This window comes from Oceanimonas marisflavi, from assembly GCF_003049725.1.
Classification (GTDB): domain Bacteria; phylum Pseudomonadota; class Gammaproteobacteria; order Enterobacterales; family Aeromonadaceae; genus Oceanimonas; species Oceanimonas marisflavi.
In genome coordinates this window covers 1-13996 of the sequence record NZ_QAGM01000021.1, presented here as the reverse complement: position 1 = coordinate 13996, position 13996 = coordinate 1, and the positions used below count along the sequence as shown (strand labels likewise).

Here is a 13996-nt window from a genome sequence, read left to right as displayed (position 1 = left end):
AAAGCGGGGACGGTATGCCGGCCCCGCCTGTAACGGCTATCACCTTGACTCAGTGCAGGGTCTGGCCGAACAGGTTCTGTACATCGCTGCCGTCAAAGCGGTAATGGTGGCCACAATAGTCACAGTGCATTTCGATTTTGCCCTGCTCCCTGATGAGCTCCATGGCTTCCTGCTGTCCTACCTGCAACAGGGCCTGCTCGCACTTTTCCTTTGAACAGGTGCATTTAAAGCTGACCGGTTGTGGATCGAACACCCGCACCGCCTCCTGGTTGTAGAGCCGGTACAGAACTTCCTGAGCGTCCAGCTGCAGCAGCTCTTCGGCCTTGACGGTGGCGGTAAGCGCTTCCAGGTGCTCGAAGTCATCCTGCTGGCCGGCTTCGTCGCTGGGCAGGGCCTGCAGCAACATGCCGGCCGCGGCCTGGTGTTCTCCCGTCAGTCCGGTAAACAGCCAGATGCGGGTAGTCAGCTGCTCCGACTGGGCAAAGTAGTTTTCCAGGCTGGCGGCCAGCGAAGCTTCATTCAGCTCCACAATGCCCTGATAGCGTTCACCCTCGTCGGGGGTGATGGTAATGGCGATATAGCCCTTGCCCACCAGATCGGTCAGCCGGTCGCTGTCGGGCACATCGCCCTGCCAGCGTGCCACGCCGCGCAGTTGCTGCTTGTGATCACCGTTGATCACCGCCAGGCTGACCGGACCGTCGCCCTGCAGCTGCACCGTGATATGACCTTCAAACTTGAGGGTGGCGGTCAGCAGGCTGGTGGCGGTGAGCAACTCGCCCAGCAGCCGTTGCACCGGCACCGGGTAGGCCTGGGCTTCCAGAATGTGCTGAAAGCTTTGCTGCAGCTGTACCAGTTCGCCACGTACCTGAAAGTGGTCGAACAGATAACGGTGAAGTTGATCGGGTTTGTTCATAATGAATCCTGTTTCGGCTCAGTTGCCCTGCTTGATCTTGAGCAGGGTACGTCTTTCTTTCTTGTCGGGCCGGCGCTCGGGGCTGGGGGCAAACTGGCTGTTGAGCTTGCGCGCCTGGGCGTTGCGCTCCCGCTGTTCAATGCTTTGCGGCGTTTCCTGATAGAGCTGCTGTGCTGCTTCGGCCTTGCCTCGCTTGTCGGACAGGGCCACCACGACCACTTCCCGTTCATCGTGGCCCTGGCGCAGCCGCACCAGGGCGCCGGTTTCCACCGGTTTGCCGGGCTTGGTGCGCTGGCCGTTGTAGTGCACCTTGCCACCGTCGATCATGTCCCGGGCCAGACTGCGGGTTTTGTAGAAGCGGGCGGCCCACAGCCACTTGTCCAGCCGCACGGAGTCCGTTTTTCCGTTCATGGTAGTCGCTCTCGTCAAAACCGGGCCTCCAATTATACCAGATGGCCCGCTGCGGCATAGAAGCCGTGAGCAAATCACGCATTGTGTTCATTCTGCGGCAGACGTTGGCCGCCAGTTGCGATAACCTCATGTAAGGGCGAGTTAAAGAACGGAACGGGCCATGACCGACGACAAACAAAAGCCGAAAATACTGCACACCGAGCTGGTGGCGGAAAGCCGCCTGTTCCGGGTGGAATCGGTGCACCTGCGTTTCAGTAACGGGGTGGAGCGAGTCTATGAAAGAATGCGCGGCGGCAGCCGTGGCGCCGTCATGCTGGTGCCCATGCTCGACGACGACACCATATTGTTGATTCGGGAGTATTCCGCCGGCACCCACAGTTACGAACTCGGCTTTCCCAAGGGGCTGATCGACCCTGGGGAAACCGCCATCGAGGCCGGTAACCGGGAGCTGATGGAAGAGGTGGGTTACGGCGCCCGGTCGCTGACCCCGCTCAAGCAGGTGAGCCTGGCGCCCGGTTATTTTGGCAGCCGCATGGACATTCTGCTGGCGCGGGAGCTGTATCCGGAGCAGCGGGAAGGAGATGAGCCGGAGCCGCTGGAAGTGGTGCCCTGGCCACTGAACCGGCTGGATGAGCTGATGGCCCGGCCCGACTTTTCCGAGGCGCGCAGTATCTGCGGCCTGTTTTTATTGCAGGACTGGCTCAATAAAGAGGAATAACCATGGATACCAGTGCCCTGCTGCCGGGGGTGAAGGCGGCAGCCCGTGAATCTGGCAGGCTGATCCTGTCGATGTACAACAGCGGTCAGTATCAGGCCGAATGCAAGGACGACGACAGCCCGGTGACCAGCGCCGATCTGGCGGCCCATGCCTACCTTGATAAGGCGCTGCGTGAACTGGCCGATGTGCCGGTATTGTCGGAAGAAGGCGGTAACATTCCTCTTGCCGAGCGCAGCACCTGGCCCCGCTACTGGCTGGTGGACCCTCTCGACGGCACTCAGGAGTTTATTGCCGGCAGTGGTGATTTCTCCACCATGATAGCGCTGATTGAGCATGGCAGGCCGGTGCTGGGGGTGGTCTACGGTCCGGTGCACGATCTTATGTATTACGCAGTGCGCGGTCAGGGAGCCTTTAAGGAAGCCGGTGGTGAAACCCGGCAAATCCATGCCCGCCATTATGATCCGCATCAGCCGGTGACCAGCCTGTGCATTGCCATCAGCCGGCGCCAGAAGGTGGAATGGGTGCGCTCCCGGCTGACCGACGCGCTGGACTACCGGCTGGTGCCGCTGGGATCCAGCTCGCTCAAGTCGTGCCTGGTGGCGGAAGGGGAGGCGGATATGTATATGCGCATCGGCCCCACAGGCGAGTGGGACACCGGGGCCACCCAGTGCATTGTGGAAGAAGCGGGCGGCCGCCTGCTGGATCTGGAACTGCAGCAACTGAGCTATAACGAGCGCGACAGCCTGATCAACCCCAACTTTATTACCCTGGGAGACGCAAACCTGCCCTGGCAGGAGATATTAAAGCCGGAAGCGAACTGAAAGCTGTCAGCCATACCGTCATGCCCGCGAAGGCGGGCATCCACAGGCAGGCAATGCTGGACTCCGGCTGTGGCGCAGGGGTTTAGAATGCTCTGGTGTCGGCAGAATGGACTCCCGCCTTCGCGGGAGTGACGTGTTTAACAGAGCGAGGCAGACACCATTCGGAAACCACAAGCGGCTCTGGACGGCTTAAAGCTGACAGCTTACCGCTGATGGCTGTGTTTTTAGTCGTCCTGCCCGAAATCCTCGATTTCAATGCCGAGGGCGGTCATGATCTCCCGGGCGTGAGCGGGGATCTGGTCGGGCACGTCCTTGCGCAGATCTTCGTCCTGGGGCAAAGGCTGGCCGGTATAGGCGTGCAGGAAAGCCTCGCACAGCAGCTCGCTGTTGGTGGCGTGGCGCAGGTTGTTGACCTGACGACGGGTGCGCTCGTCGGTGAGCACCTTGAGCACCTTGAGCGGGATGGATACGGTGATTTTCTTGACCTGCTCGCTTTTCTTGCCGTGCTCGGCGTAAGGGCTGATATAGTCGCCGTTCCATTCAGTTTTCATCGTCCACCTGCATTCGGGAATAAATTCCGGCGAATTGTAACCCCTGCACTTTGTGTTGGCAATCCAACGGCAAAGCCTTTCGGATGTCTGGATGGCTTGACGGCTTTTTTGTGCTGGGTTACTGTGCGTCTCTTGCAAATTCCCGTTTCAGGCTGCCGTGCGCAAAGGAGAAGGACATGCCGAATTACAAGACTCAGACTCACGCCGTTCGTACCGGCCTTGAGAGCGATACTCAGCATGGCGCCGTGGTGCCGCCCATTTATCTGAGCAGCACCTATTCTTTTGCCGACTTTAACCAGAAGCGGCAGTTTGACTATGCCCGTTCCGGCAACCCCACCCGCCAGACCCTGCTGGATGCCCTGACCCACCTGGAAGGCGGTGCCGGCGCGGCGGTAACGGCCAGCGGCCTGGGCGCCATCAACCTGGTGGTCACCTCACAGTTGCAGCCCGGTGATCTGCTGGTGGTGCCCCACGACTGCTACGGTGGCAGCCAGCGGCTGTTCAACTCTCTGGCCGACAAGGGCCTGTTTGAGCTGGCCTATGTGGATCAGACCGACGCCGCCGCCCTGGCCGAGGTGATGGCGCGCAAGCCACGCATGCTGTGGATTGAAACCCCGTCCAACCCGTTGCTGCGGGTAGTGGACATTCAGGCTCTGTGTGCCGCCGCCAGAGACGTGGGTGCCCTCAGCGTGGTGGATAACACCTTTCTGTCGCCGGCGCTGCAGCAGCCGCTGGCCCTGGGCGCCGATCTGGTGCTGCACTCCACCACCAAATACATTAACGGCCACTCCGACGCCCTGGGCGGCGCCGTGGTGGCGGCGGATCCGGATCTGGCCGAGCAGCTGCGCTGGTGGGCCAACTGCCTGGGGCTGACCGGCTCCGCCTTTGACAACTACCTGACCCTGCGCGGCCTGCGCACCCTGGGGGTACGCATGCGTCAGCACTGTGAAAACGCCGAGGCGCTGGTGGCCTTTCTGCAGACCCAGCCAAAGGTCAAAGCCGTGTATCATCCCAGCCTGCCGGGCAACCCGGGCCACGATATTGCCGCCCGCCAGCAGGCCGGGTTTGGCGCCATGCTCAGCTTTGAGCTGGATGCCGACGAAGCCGGACTCAAGGCCTTTTTGCAGCAGCTGCAGCTGTTCTCTCTGGCCGAATCCCTGGGCGGGGTGGAAAGCCTGATCGCCCACCCGGCCACCATGACCCACGCCGTCATGAGTCCTGAAGCCCTGGCCGAAGCCGGCATCAGCCAGCAGCTGTTGCGGGTATCGGTAGGTATTGAGGACAGTGGCGATCTGATCCACGATCTGGAAAACGCATTCAAGGTACTCAGCAAGTAAATGACCACTCTCGAGCCCGAGGCCGGCGCCTGGCGACCGGTGCACAAGTTTGGCGGCAGCAGCCTGGCCGATGCCGCCTGTTTTCACCGGGTAGCCGGCATAATTCACAAGCTGCAACAGCCCGACGCCCTGATCGTGGTATCGGCACCGGGCAAGACCACCAACCGGCTGATTGAGCTGCTTAATCTGTTTGCCAGTGGCGACACCGCCGCTCCCGAGGCGCTGGCCGGGCTGCATGCCTTTCAGCGCAACCTGATTGAAACCTCCTTGCCCGCCGAGGCCGCCGCGTCCCTGCTGGCGGCCTTGAGCGATGACATTGTCACCATTGCTCAAGTGCTGGAGCAAAGCCGCCTCGACGATGTTCAGCGCGGTTTTATTCAGTCTTTTGGTGAGGTCTGGTCGTCCCGGCTGCTGGCGCGGGTGCTGTGTAATCAGGGGCTTTCTGCCACCAGCCTGGATGCGCGCCGCTTTCTGCGGGTGTCCGGCACGCCGGTGCAGGTTCAGGAAGAGACATCCCGCCGCTTATTGGCCGGCATTCTGGCCGATCATCCGCAGCAAATGCTGGTGGTGACCGGCTTTATCGCCGCCGATGACGACGGTAATACCCGGCTGCTGGGGCGCAACGGATCCGACTTCAGCGCCACCCTGCTCGGCGCCCTGGCCGACAGCTCCCATACCACTATCTGGAGCGACGTGCCCGGTGTGTTCAGCGCCGATCCGCGACGTATTCCCGAGGCGCACCTGCTCAAGCGTCTGGCCTTGCCCGAGGCCGCCGAGCTGGCCCGGCTGGGCTCGCCGGTGCTGCACAGCCGCACCCTGGGGCCGGTGGCCGCCAGCCGCCAGCAGCTGATGCTGCGCTGCAGCTACCATCCGGACGATGGCCATACCCGCATTGAGCGCAAGCCCCGCCGGGAGCAGGGGGCGCGCATCGTCACTGCGGTGGACGATACCGTGCTGGTGGAAATGACCATTTCCGATCGCTATCAGGAGCGGGTGAATGCGCTTACCGAGTGGCTTGGCAAACGGGGGCTGACGCCGCTGGCGTGCAAGCGCCGGCCCGATCGCAAGCTGTGGCAGATTGCCTACACCCGGGAGCAGGCCGAGCAGGCCTTTCTGTTGCTGCGGGATCACCAGCCTGCCGGCGGCTTTGAAGGCCTGCAGCAGCAGGAAGGGTTCTCGCTGGTGGCGCTGGTAGGCAAGAACGTGACCAGTCAGGCCGAGCAGTGTCTGCAGTTCTATCATGCCCTGAACGAGCAGCCACTGGAGTTTATTCAGCCGGCGAAAAATGGTCTCAGCCTGGTAGGCGTGGTACGTAAAACCGCTCTGGATCCGCTGTTGCTCAGGCTGCACCAGAGCCTGTTCAGCCGTCCCAAACGGGTAGGGGTGCTGCTGTTTGGCCGGGGCAACATCGGCCAGGCCTGGCTGCGCCTGTACAAGGAACAAAAGGCCCGGCTGGAGCAGGAGCTCAATCTGCGCCTGACCCTGTATGGCGTGTTTGATACTCAGGGCGCCATGCTCGCCAGCCAGGGGCTGGAAGTGGACAAGGTACTGAACGAGTTTGAACCCCACAGTGTGGTCTGGCCCGACTGGCTGGAAGACCTGGAAGAGCATGGTTTCGACACCATGGTGGCGCTGGACTGCACCGCCTCCGAGAGCCTGGTGCAGTATTATCCGGCCATGGTGCAGCAGCATATTCACCTGATCGCCGCCAACAAACAGGCCGGTGCCGCCGACTCGGGCTTTTATTCGGGGCTGAAGCAGGCGCTGACCGAACACAGGGTGAAGTTTCTCAGCAATGCCACCGTGGGCGCCGGGCTGCCGGTGCAGAGCAGCCTGCATCAGTTGCGTCAGTCGGGGGAGCAGATCCGTTCCATCAGTGGGGTGTTCTCCGGCACCCTGAGCTGGCTGTTTCAGAATTTTGAGGGCAGCCAGCCGTTTTCCGAACTGCTGCTGCAGGCCTGGCAGCAGGGCCTCACCGAGCCCGATCCGAGGGACGATCTCAACGGCCAGGACGTAAAACGCAAGCTGGTGATCCTGGCCCGTGAAGCCGGTTTTGAGCTCGACCCCGAGCAGGTAAAGGTGGCCAGCCTGGTGCCCGGCGAGCTGGCGGCGCTGAGCAAGGAAGATGCCCTTGACCGCCTGCACCGGCTGGATGAGGCCCTGGCAGAACGGCTGACCGAGGCGCAACAGCAGGGCGGCGTGCTGCGTCATGTGGCCCGCTTCAATGCCGAAACCGGTGAGGCCTGTGTGGGGCTGGAAGTGGTGCCCGCCAACCATCCCTTTGTACCCCTGCGCCCCGGCGACAATGTGTTTGCCATTGAAACCCGCCACTACCGCCAGAATCCCATGGTCATTCAGGGACCGGGGGCTGGCCGGGAAGTGACCGCCGCCGCCGTGCAGGCGGATTTGTGGCAGCTGCTGGCGGCGCTGTAACGAAACAAGGCTCCTGCGGGAGCCTTTTTGATACATGGAGGGCGGTGATCAGCCCCGCTGCGAGCGTTCGATAATGTCTTTCAGATTCGGACACAGGGGGGAGGGCAGATCCTCGGGGCTGAACCAGGCCACCGCTTCGGCGTCGTCGTCGGCCACCGGAGTACCGCTGTGGTAGTGGCCGCGCACCGCCACCATCACATAGTGGTGGGCCAGTTCGCCGGCTTCTTCGGCCAGTACGTCGTAGCAGGCAAAGGGGGCGTCCATGTGAGCGGTGACGCCGGTTTCTTCCTGCAGTTCCCGGGCCGCCCCCGCGCTCATGGTTTCGCCCCATTCCAGTTTGCCACCGGGAAAGCCCCAGTGTCCGGCGTGGGGGGCGTGCTTGCGTTTCACCAGCAGCACTCGCTGCCGGTGCCAGACCACGGCGATAACGCCGACCTTGGGTGCCTTCATGAGTATTCCCTGGCTGAATGAACAGGTGGGTATTGTGCCAAAGCTCGAAGGGCTTCGGCGAATTTTATGGTGAACGATTACGACCGGCTGATAACGCGGTACACAAACAGCAGAAACAGGGCGCCGATCACCGCGGTGATCATGCTGCCCAGATTAAAGCCGGTGACGGTGCCAAAGCCCAGCCGTACTCCCACCCAGCCGCCCACAAAGGCGCCGGCAATGCCCAGCAGGGTGGTCATGATCAGGCCGCCACCATCCCGCCCGGGCATGATCCAGCGCGCCAGAAAGCCGGCGATAAGCCCGAAAATAATCCAGCTGAGATATCCCATGATGCACTCCGTTGCTCGTTTTTTGACCTGCTCCAAGCATAGACCAGCGGAACACACAGCTGTCAGCGGTGAGCGGGTCATTGAGAGTGAACGCCATGCGAAATTGTAGGTTGGGACGAGGCACGAGTCCCAACATTCTACAGTCGCCTGCTACCATCAGGCTAAAGCGCCTACGATTGAGGCCGGAGTCTTCAGGCGCCGATCAGCGACCAGTGGTTGTCCCATTGCCAGGGGGAATAGAAACGGGTTTCCTCGCCATTGGCATTGAGTTGGCTGATGCCACCCTGACCACTGCCCAGCCAGATTTGGTCCTGATCTGCCGAGGCGCCGGAAGCATCGGGCAGGGGCGCAATGCGGATCAGCTCGCCGCTGTGGCGATGCCACAGGCCGTAGCAGTTGCCCGGGGGCGAGGTGGCGGCAATATAATCGTCGGTGACTGCGATGCTGGCGATGTAATGGTTAAAGCGGGCCCAGTCCAGAGGCTCGCCGCCAAGGGGGATAAGCTTCCGGCCCCGGCGGTGGCGCACAATCAGTGGCGGATAGTCGTCCGGGTTGCCGCGATACTGCTGGCCGGTAAACACTTCGCCGTCGGCGGTCACCGCCAGATGACGAATGGACAGGTGCCGGTCGGCCAGGCCCCGCTGCTCCAGTATCCTGCCGTTCCGGGCATCGAGGTAAGTGAGGCTGGGTTGCATGGTGTTAAGGTTCAGCGGCTCGCGCCCCTGCGTGTGCACCCCGCCCACGCCCACCACCAGGTTGCCGTCGGGCAGGCGGCGGATTTCATGAGGTCCCAGGCCAAAGCCGGTGAACTCGTTTACCTTGGTGAGCCGTTCCCCTTCAAGCGCATATACACCGATAATGCCTTCACTGGTGGCACGCACCCCCTCGGTGGTATAGAGCCGGCGGCCATCGGCGCTGAATACGCCGTGGCCGTAATAGTGGCGTTCAGGGTCGACCTCGCGCACCTGCAGTAGCCGGCCCTGCTCATGGTTGAACAGCGCCAGATAGCTTCCGGGGCGGCGGGCATGACACACCGCCAGCGGCCGGGTGGGGTGGGCCGCCATGCCGTGACCCCGGGCCGGCAGTGGCAGCTCATAGCGCAGACTGCCATCCAGATTCAGTGCCTGCACCACATAGCGGCCGCCATCGCGGCGACCGCCACCCACCAGATAGCCGCGTCTGCGTGCCGGCAGGGCACAGCCCGCCAGCCCCAGGCTGCACAATACGCCGGCGGCGGACAGCCCTTTCAGAAATTGCCGGCGCTGCATCAGTCACCGTCCGTGGCGTTAAAGCCCAGACTGATGCCCAGGGCGTCGGGCAGGCGCAGCTTCAGCTTGCTGCCCAGGCGGTCAAAGGAGAGTTTAAAGCGCAGCAGGGCGGCGTAGTTATCCCCCTGCAGCCAGTGAGCCAGGCTGTCGCCTTCGGGCAGGTGCTCAAGGGTGTCGGCAAAGGCCTTATCCAGTTCGGTGATCAGACCGGTTTTGCCTTGTTGCTGCAGCCAGGCGCGAATGCCGCCTTGTTGATATTCCCGCTCCAGGTTTTGCAGGCTGGTGCGCACAAAGTGCAGCGACTGTTCACTGCGCCAGGCTTCGGCAAACAGAGGACGGGGGTGTTCGACCGTGTTCAGCGGCAAATCCAGCTTCTTTTCGATGCGATCGTAACGGTGGGCCAGCTGGCCGAGGATCTGCACCAGCAGCACACGCTCGCCGCCCTGCACCGCCATTTGCTCCAGCTGTTGTTCATAGTCGGACGGGTTGTACCAGACCAGTTGCAGCTTTTCGCTGTTTTGCACCAGCCGCTCGTTGATTCTGGGCAGCAGGGTGCAGCGCTGCGCTTGAGAAAGATCCTCATACAACAGGTATTCCACTGCCCCCAGAGTGATGCTGGCCCCCTTGAGCGGGCCGGGCTGCTCAAGCTGACGGGTCAGCTGGCGCGCAGTGGTGTCCTTTTTGTCGGGCCACAGCTGAAAGGCGTAGCTCAGGCCGGCGGCGTCGAGGGGGCCACCGCTCTGTCCCTGATGGGCGGTCCAGGCGGTAAAGGCGCTGCGCCACTGCTGCTGCACGCTGGTCAGAGGCTGCTCGCCGGCGCAATAGGCGCGGCCGATGTTATCCAGCCGGGTCAGCGCCTGGGCCAGCTCATCCGCCTGCTGGCGCATCAGGCCCAGGTGTGCCTGGGTCAGCCGGTCAAGGGACGGGTCCAGTGGTGGCTGGCTCTGACAGGCGGCAAGCAGGCCCAGCGCGGCGAGTGAAAACGGACGAAAGTTCATCAAAGCGACTCCAGAAAAGCGATCAGTTGTTCACGTTCTCGAGCGCTGGCGGCCAGCACCCGGTTGCGGGCGGCTTCGGCCTCGCCCCCGTGCCAGAGCACGGCTTCCAGCGGTGTGCGGGCGCGGCCGTCATGCAGATAGCGGGCGGGCTGGCCCGCCACTTCCCCGGCGTAGCCCAGGCCCCACAGGGGCGGGGTGCGCCACTCGCGGCCGCCGGCTTCAAACTCGGGACGGTTGTCGGCCAGATCGTCGCCCATGTCGTGCAGCAGCAGATCGGTATAGGGATAGATTTTCTGGTGGCTGAGCGCCGGACTGGCGTGTGTGCCTGTGGTGTAAGACGGGGTATGGCAGCCGGCGCAACCCAGGGCCAGAAACAGCTGCTCACCGGCCTGCACATCTGGATTATCCAGGTGGCGACGGGCGGGCACCGCCAGGTGCTGGCTGTAGAAGGTGACTGCATCGAGCACCTCGTCGCTGACCTCGGACTGGCCGCCGTCCGGGTATTGCTCACAGGCTTGAGCGGCGGTGCAGTCGTTCGTGAGCATCAGGGAGGAGGTGAGCCCCATGTCGCCGGCAAAGGCGCCGGCATTTTGCTGGCGCAGGCTGGGCTGGCCGGCTTTCCAGCCAAAGCGGCCGATCACCGCCTGTTCGCGGGCGGCGTCCCATACCCGGTTGGCATGGCCGCGAATGCCGTCATTATTTTCATCATGCGGGTCTTCCCCGGCCAGCAGCGCCGACTCGGGAATGGCTTCCAGCAGGCCCAGGCCGATCATGGGTGGGGCGATGCGGGACGAGGTCAGCAGCTGCGAACCGGGCTCGCCGTAGCCGGGCTGATCAATGCTGACATGGGGCCGGCGCAGCTCCACTGTGCTGCCGTCGTGAAAGCGTACGGTTTGGGGGCTGTAGTGAATCACCACCTTGCCTTCGGGCACGGCGCCGGGAATGGCCATATCCTGCAGCTGGCCGCCGTATACCGGATGAGGCACCACCCCAAGGGTGCGCAGATAGTCCCGGTGCTGCTGGCTTTCATCGGCGGGCACCGACAGCCGCACCAGCATGCTGACCGCATTGTCGCCGTCAAAGGCGGGCGGATGGCCGCGGCCGTCCTTGATGTGGCAGCTCTGGCAGGCATTGGTGTTGAACAGCGGGCCCAGGCCGTCGCGGGCGTCGGTGGTGGCCGGCGCGGCAACCCAGGGATTGCGGAAAAAGCTGTTGCCCACCGAGAAATCGAGGCGCTTGTCAAAGCTCAGATTGGCGGCGGGCATGGAATAGGCGTTGGCACCGGTTTTGGTGGTGGTGGTGTCGCCACCGGGTTTGGCGGGATTGGCCTGGGCGCCGAGGGCAAAGGCAGCGCCAAGCAGCAGGCCGGTGAGTCGAAACGACATGGAGACTCCAGAGTAAAAGGGCCGTACGGTTGGGGCGGGTCATTGCCACGCCAACACGCAGCACATGGTGACACCTTCACTTTTTGCCTGCTGCGGGCTTTCACTGGAAGCCCGGTCAGGCAAAAAGCTCGGTACTCGCGAGCAAGCTCGCCCATCTATGCTCGACGATGGCGAGGTCGTGGAAACCACCGTAACATCGCTTCGCGATGCTGGCGGTGGTGCCTGGTGCTTCGCGCCCCCTGCCTCGACGGTTGGCTAAGGCAACGACCTGCCCCTTCCCGATGAATGATTTGAGTCGGCCCTGTTGTTATTGTTTTTACTGCGCTCAGAACTCGTGATCGGCGGTGTCCGGGTTCAGGTTATTGATGCCAAGGGTGTTGGCGGCCAGCTCAATGGCGCGGGTCTGCTCCACCAGGGCGCCGATGGCGTCTGTTACCAGCTGGTTGCCTTGCGGGTTGTCGGCGGCGATCAGCTGATCGAAGTGCACATTATTGACCTCGGCGGACTGCACCAGCCGGTATACCGCCTGCTCGCTTTCGCGGAACTGTTCGCCGATTTGTTCGGCGGCCTTGCCATTGCGCTGAGCCACCAGCTGCAGCAGGGACGGGCCCTGCAGGGTGCTGCCATCGATGCGCTGGTATTCACCAAACATCAGGTTGCTGATGCCTTTCTCGTTGTAGTAGTGAGAGTGGTGGGTGTTGTCGGAGAAGCAGTCGTGCTCGTCTTCCACCGAGTTGGCCACCAGCGCCACCTTCATGCGCTCGCCGGCCAGCTCGCCCAGAGACAGGGAGCCCATGCCAAACAGCATGCGGCGCAGGCCTTCTTCCGCCGGCAGGGCGGTGAGTTCGGCGCGGTAGTTGTCCTGGCCCGGCTGCCACTGACCCGCCATGTATTGCAGATCCTGCACCAGCAGCCGGCTTGCGGCCTGAAGGTAGTCGCGGCGACGATCACAGTGGCCGTTGGTGCAGTCCGCGCCCAGGGCGTAGTCGGTCCAGGGACGTTCGCCGGCACCGGACTGAGTGCCGTTCAGATCCTGCCCCCACAGCAGAAATTCAATGGCGTGGTAACCGGAGGCCACGTTGGCCTCGGAGCCGGCCAGCTCGTTCAGCCCGGCCAGCAGCTCGGGGGTAATGTTTGTCACGTCCAGCTTTTCGCCACCGATCTGCAGGTGGGTGTTGGCGATGATATTGGCGGTGGCGCCGGCGTTGCCCAGCTCATGCTGGTAACCCTTGGCCACATAGTCGATCAGGCCTTCATCCAGGGGCCAGGCGTTGAGCTGGCCTTCCCAGTCGTCGACCACAGGGTTGCCGAAACGAAACACTTCCGACTGCTGATAGGGGACCCGGGCGGCCAGCCAGGCGGTTCGGGCATCGGCCAGAGTCTGCTCACTCGGGCTGGCCAGCAGGGCGGCAATGGCTTTATCCAGCTGCTGTGCACTGGTGAGGGCGTCGCTGTAGACGGCCTGGGCGATATCGGCGTAGTGCTCTACGACCTGATCCTGGGTAACGGAGGGGCTGCTGGTCTGAGCGCAGGCGCTGAGCAGACCACCGATGGCGGCGGCCAGCGCAAGTTTGCGGAAGTGCATTTATATATCCTTATGCATTTGATAATCGTTTCTATTAGCAAAAAGGATTCTAGCGCCAATGCGGAAAGGGGTGCAAGGGAAGGACGAATAAAACCCTGCTGTGTGCAGGGTGAAACAGCGATATGTCCGGAGCGGGATTATTCGGCGATGGGGGCCAGCACCGCCTTCAGCAGGCGCTCAATCTCGCCGGCGCTCAGCCCCACCGACAGGCCCCGTTTTCCGCCGGAGACCAGTATGGTGTCATGCTCTTTGGCAGAAGCATCGAGCACCGTGATCAGCCGCTTTTTCTGGGCAAAGGGGCTGATGCCGCCCACCTTGAAGCCGGTCAGCCGCTCCGCCTTTTGCGGCGGCATCATCTCCAGTTTTTTCACCCCGGCGGCCTTTGCCAGCCGCTTGAGGTTCACCTTGCCCGAAGACGGCACCAGCGCCACCACGGCACCCTGCTCGCCCTCGGTGAGCAGGGTCTTGAACACGCGCTCTAGCGGCACACCCAGCTGGCCGGCGGCGTGCGCGCCAAAGTCGTCCTGAGCGGTGCAGTCGTACTGATACAGGGAAAAGGCGGCGTTTTGCTTTTCCAGAAACAGAATGGCGGGAGTCATGACGAAGTCCGGTAAACAAATGAAGGGAAAATTATGCAGATAAAAACAGCTGTAAGCTATAAGCCGTCAGCCTGTCTCTTAGTCACAAGTCGAGTCCATGGAACAACTCATAGGACTCGACGTAATTCATCAGGGTGAACCAGCCACTCCACAGTGCTTTCGTTCCTACCCGGCCATTCCTGGCGGTGTTATGCCAGC

General features: G+C 62.5%; 14 protein-coding genes. 4 read left to right on the top strand and 10 right to left on the bottom strand.

Translation table 11 applies throughout. The annotated features are described in order from the left end of the window. Nucleotides 1-49: 49 nt before the first annotated feature. A complete protein-coding gene (gene hslO, locus DA373_RS12745) occupies nt 50-913 on the bottom strand; it encodes an Hsp33 family molecular chaperone HslO (RefSeq protein WP_107852689.1) in 864 nt (287 codons plus the stop codon). A gap of 18 nt (nt 914-931) precedes the next feature. After that, on the bottom strand, nt 932-1324 hold the full coding sequence (gene hslR, locus DA373_RS12740) for a ribosome-associated heat shock protein Hsp15 (protein WP_107852688.1): 393 nt from the start codon (nt 1322-1324) through the stop codon (nt 932-934). A 160-nt stretch (nt 1325-1484) separates the two neighbouring features. Here hslR and nudE point away from each other — a divergent pair, with 160 nt between their 5' ends. Both nudE and cysQ read left to right on the top strand, forming a co-directional pair. Beyond that, nucleotides 1485-2042 carry an ADP compounds hydrolase NudE gene (gene nudE / locus DA373_RS12735; RefSeq protein WP_107852687.1) on the top strand — a complete coding sequence of 186 codons (558 nt, stop codon included), beginning with the start codon at nt 1485-1487 and terminating at the stop codon, nt 2040-2042. A 2-nt stretch (nt 2043-2044) separates the two neighbouring features. Beyond that, nucleotides 2045-2863: a 3'(2'),5'-bisphosphate nucleotidase CysQ gene (gene cysQ, locus DA373_RS12730; protein ID WP_107852686.1), complete on the top strand. Its 819-nt coding sequence runs from the start codon at nt 2045-2047 to the stop codon at nt 2861-2863. Between the two features lie 224 nt (nt 2864-3087). Here the strand turns inward: cysQ and metJ are convergent, their stop codons facing one another. Then, complete coding sequence (gene metJ / locus DA373_RS12725) at nt 3088-3414, bottom strand: met regulon transcriptional regulator MetJ (protein ID WP_014290702.1); 327 nt, start codon at nt 3412-3414, stop codon at nt 3088-3090. A gap of 176 nt (nt 3415-3590) precedes the next feature. On the opposite strand from metJ, the gene metB reads away from it, so the two are divergent. Next, nucleotides 3591-4751 (top strand): cystathionine gamma-synthase, encoded by a 1161-nt coding sequence (gene metB / locus DA373_RS12720; RefSeq protein WP_107852685.1) that lies wholly within the window; start codon nt 3591-3593, stop codon nt 4749-4751. Continuing rightward, entirely contained in the window at nt 4752-7184 is a 2433-nt protein-coding gene (gene metL, locus DA373_RS12715) for a bifunctional aspartate kinase/homoserine dehydrogenase II (RefSeq protein ID WP_107852684.1), read from the top strand. It begins immediately after the preceding gene. 48 nt (nt 7185-7232) lie between these two features. On the opposite strand, the gene DA373_RS12710 is transcribed toward metL, so the two are convergent. The 7 genes from DA373_RS12710 to ybaK all read right to left on the bottom strand — a co-directional run bounded on the left by DA373_RS12710 (nt 7233) and on the right by ybaK (nt 13798). After that, on the bottom strand, nt 7233-7634 hold the full coding sequence (locus DA373_RS12710; RefSeq protein ID WP_107852683.1) for an NUDIX hydrolase: 402 nt from the start codon (nt 7632-7634) through the stop codon (nt 7233-7235). Nucleotides 7635-7711: 77 nt separating this feature from the next. Continuing rightward, nucleotides 7712-7963, bottom strand: a complete 252-nt coding sequence (locus DA373_RS12705) for a GlsB/YeaQ/YmgE family stress response membrane protein (protein WP_107852682.1) — start codon at nt 7961-7963, stop codon at nt 7712-7714. Between the two features lie 191 nt (nt 7964-8154). Continuing rightward, nucleotides 8155-9231: a DUF1513 domain-containing protein gene (locus DA373_RS12700; RefSeq protein ID WP_107852681.1), complete on the bottom strand. Its 1077-nt coding sequence runs from the start codon at nt 9229-9231 to the stop codon at nt 8155-8157. Next, on the bottom strand, nt 9231-10229 hold the full coding sequence (locus DA373_RS12695; protein WP_107852680.1) for an imelysin family protein: 999 nt from the start codon (nt 10227-10229) through the stop codon (nt 9231-9233). The genes DA373_RS12700 and DA373_RS12695 overlap by 1 nt, the downstream gene beginning before the upstream one ends. After that, nucleotides 10229-11614, bottom strand: coding sequence for a di-heme oxidoreductase family protein (locus DA373_RS12690; RefSeq protein WP_107852679.1), 1386 nt, complete (start codon nt 11612-11614; stop codon nt 10229-10231). The genes DA373_RS12695 and DA373_RS12690 overlap by 1 nt, the downstream gene beginning before the upstream one ends. Before the next feature lie 325 nt (nt 11615-11939). Then, entirely contained in the window at nt 11940-13199 is a 1260-nt protein-coding gene (locus tag DA373_RS12685) for an imelysin family protein (RefSeq protein ID WP_107852678.1), read from the bottom strand. Nucleotides 13200-13336: 137 nt separating this feature from the next. Continuing rightward, complete coding sequence (gene ybaK, locus DA373_RS12680) at nt 13337-13798, bottom strand: Cys-tRNA(Pro) deacylase (protein ID WP_107852677.1); 462 nt, start codon at nt 13796-13798, stop codon at nt 13337-13339. Nucleotides 13799-13996: the final 198 nt, after the last annotated feature.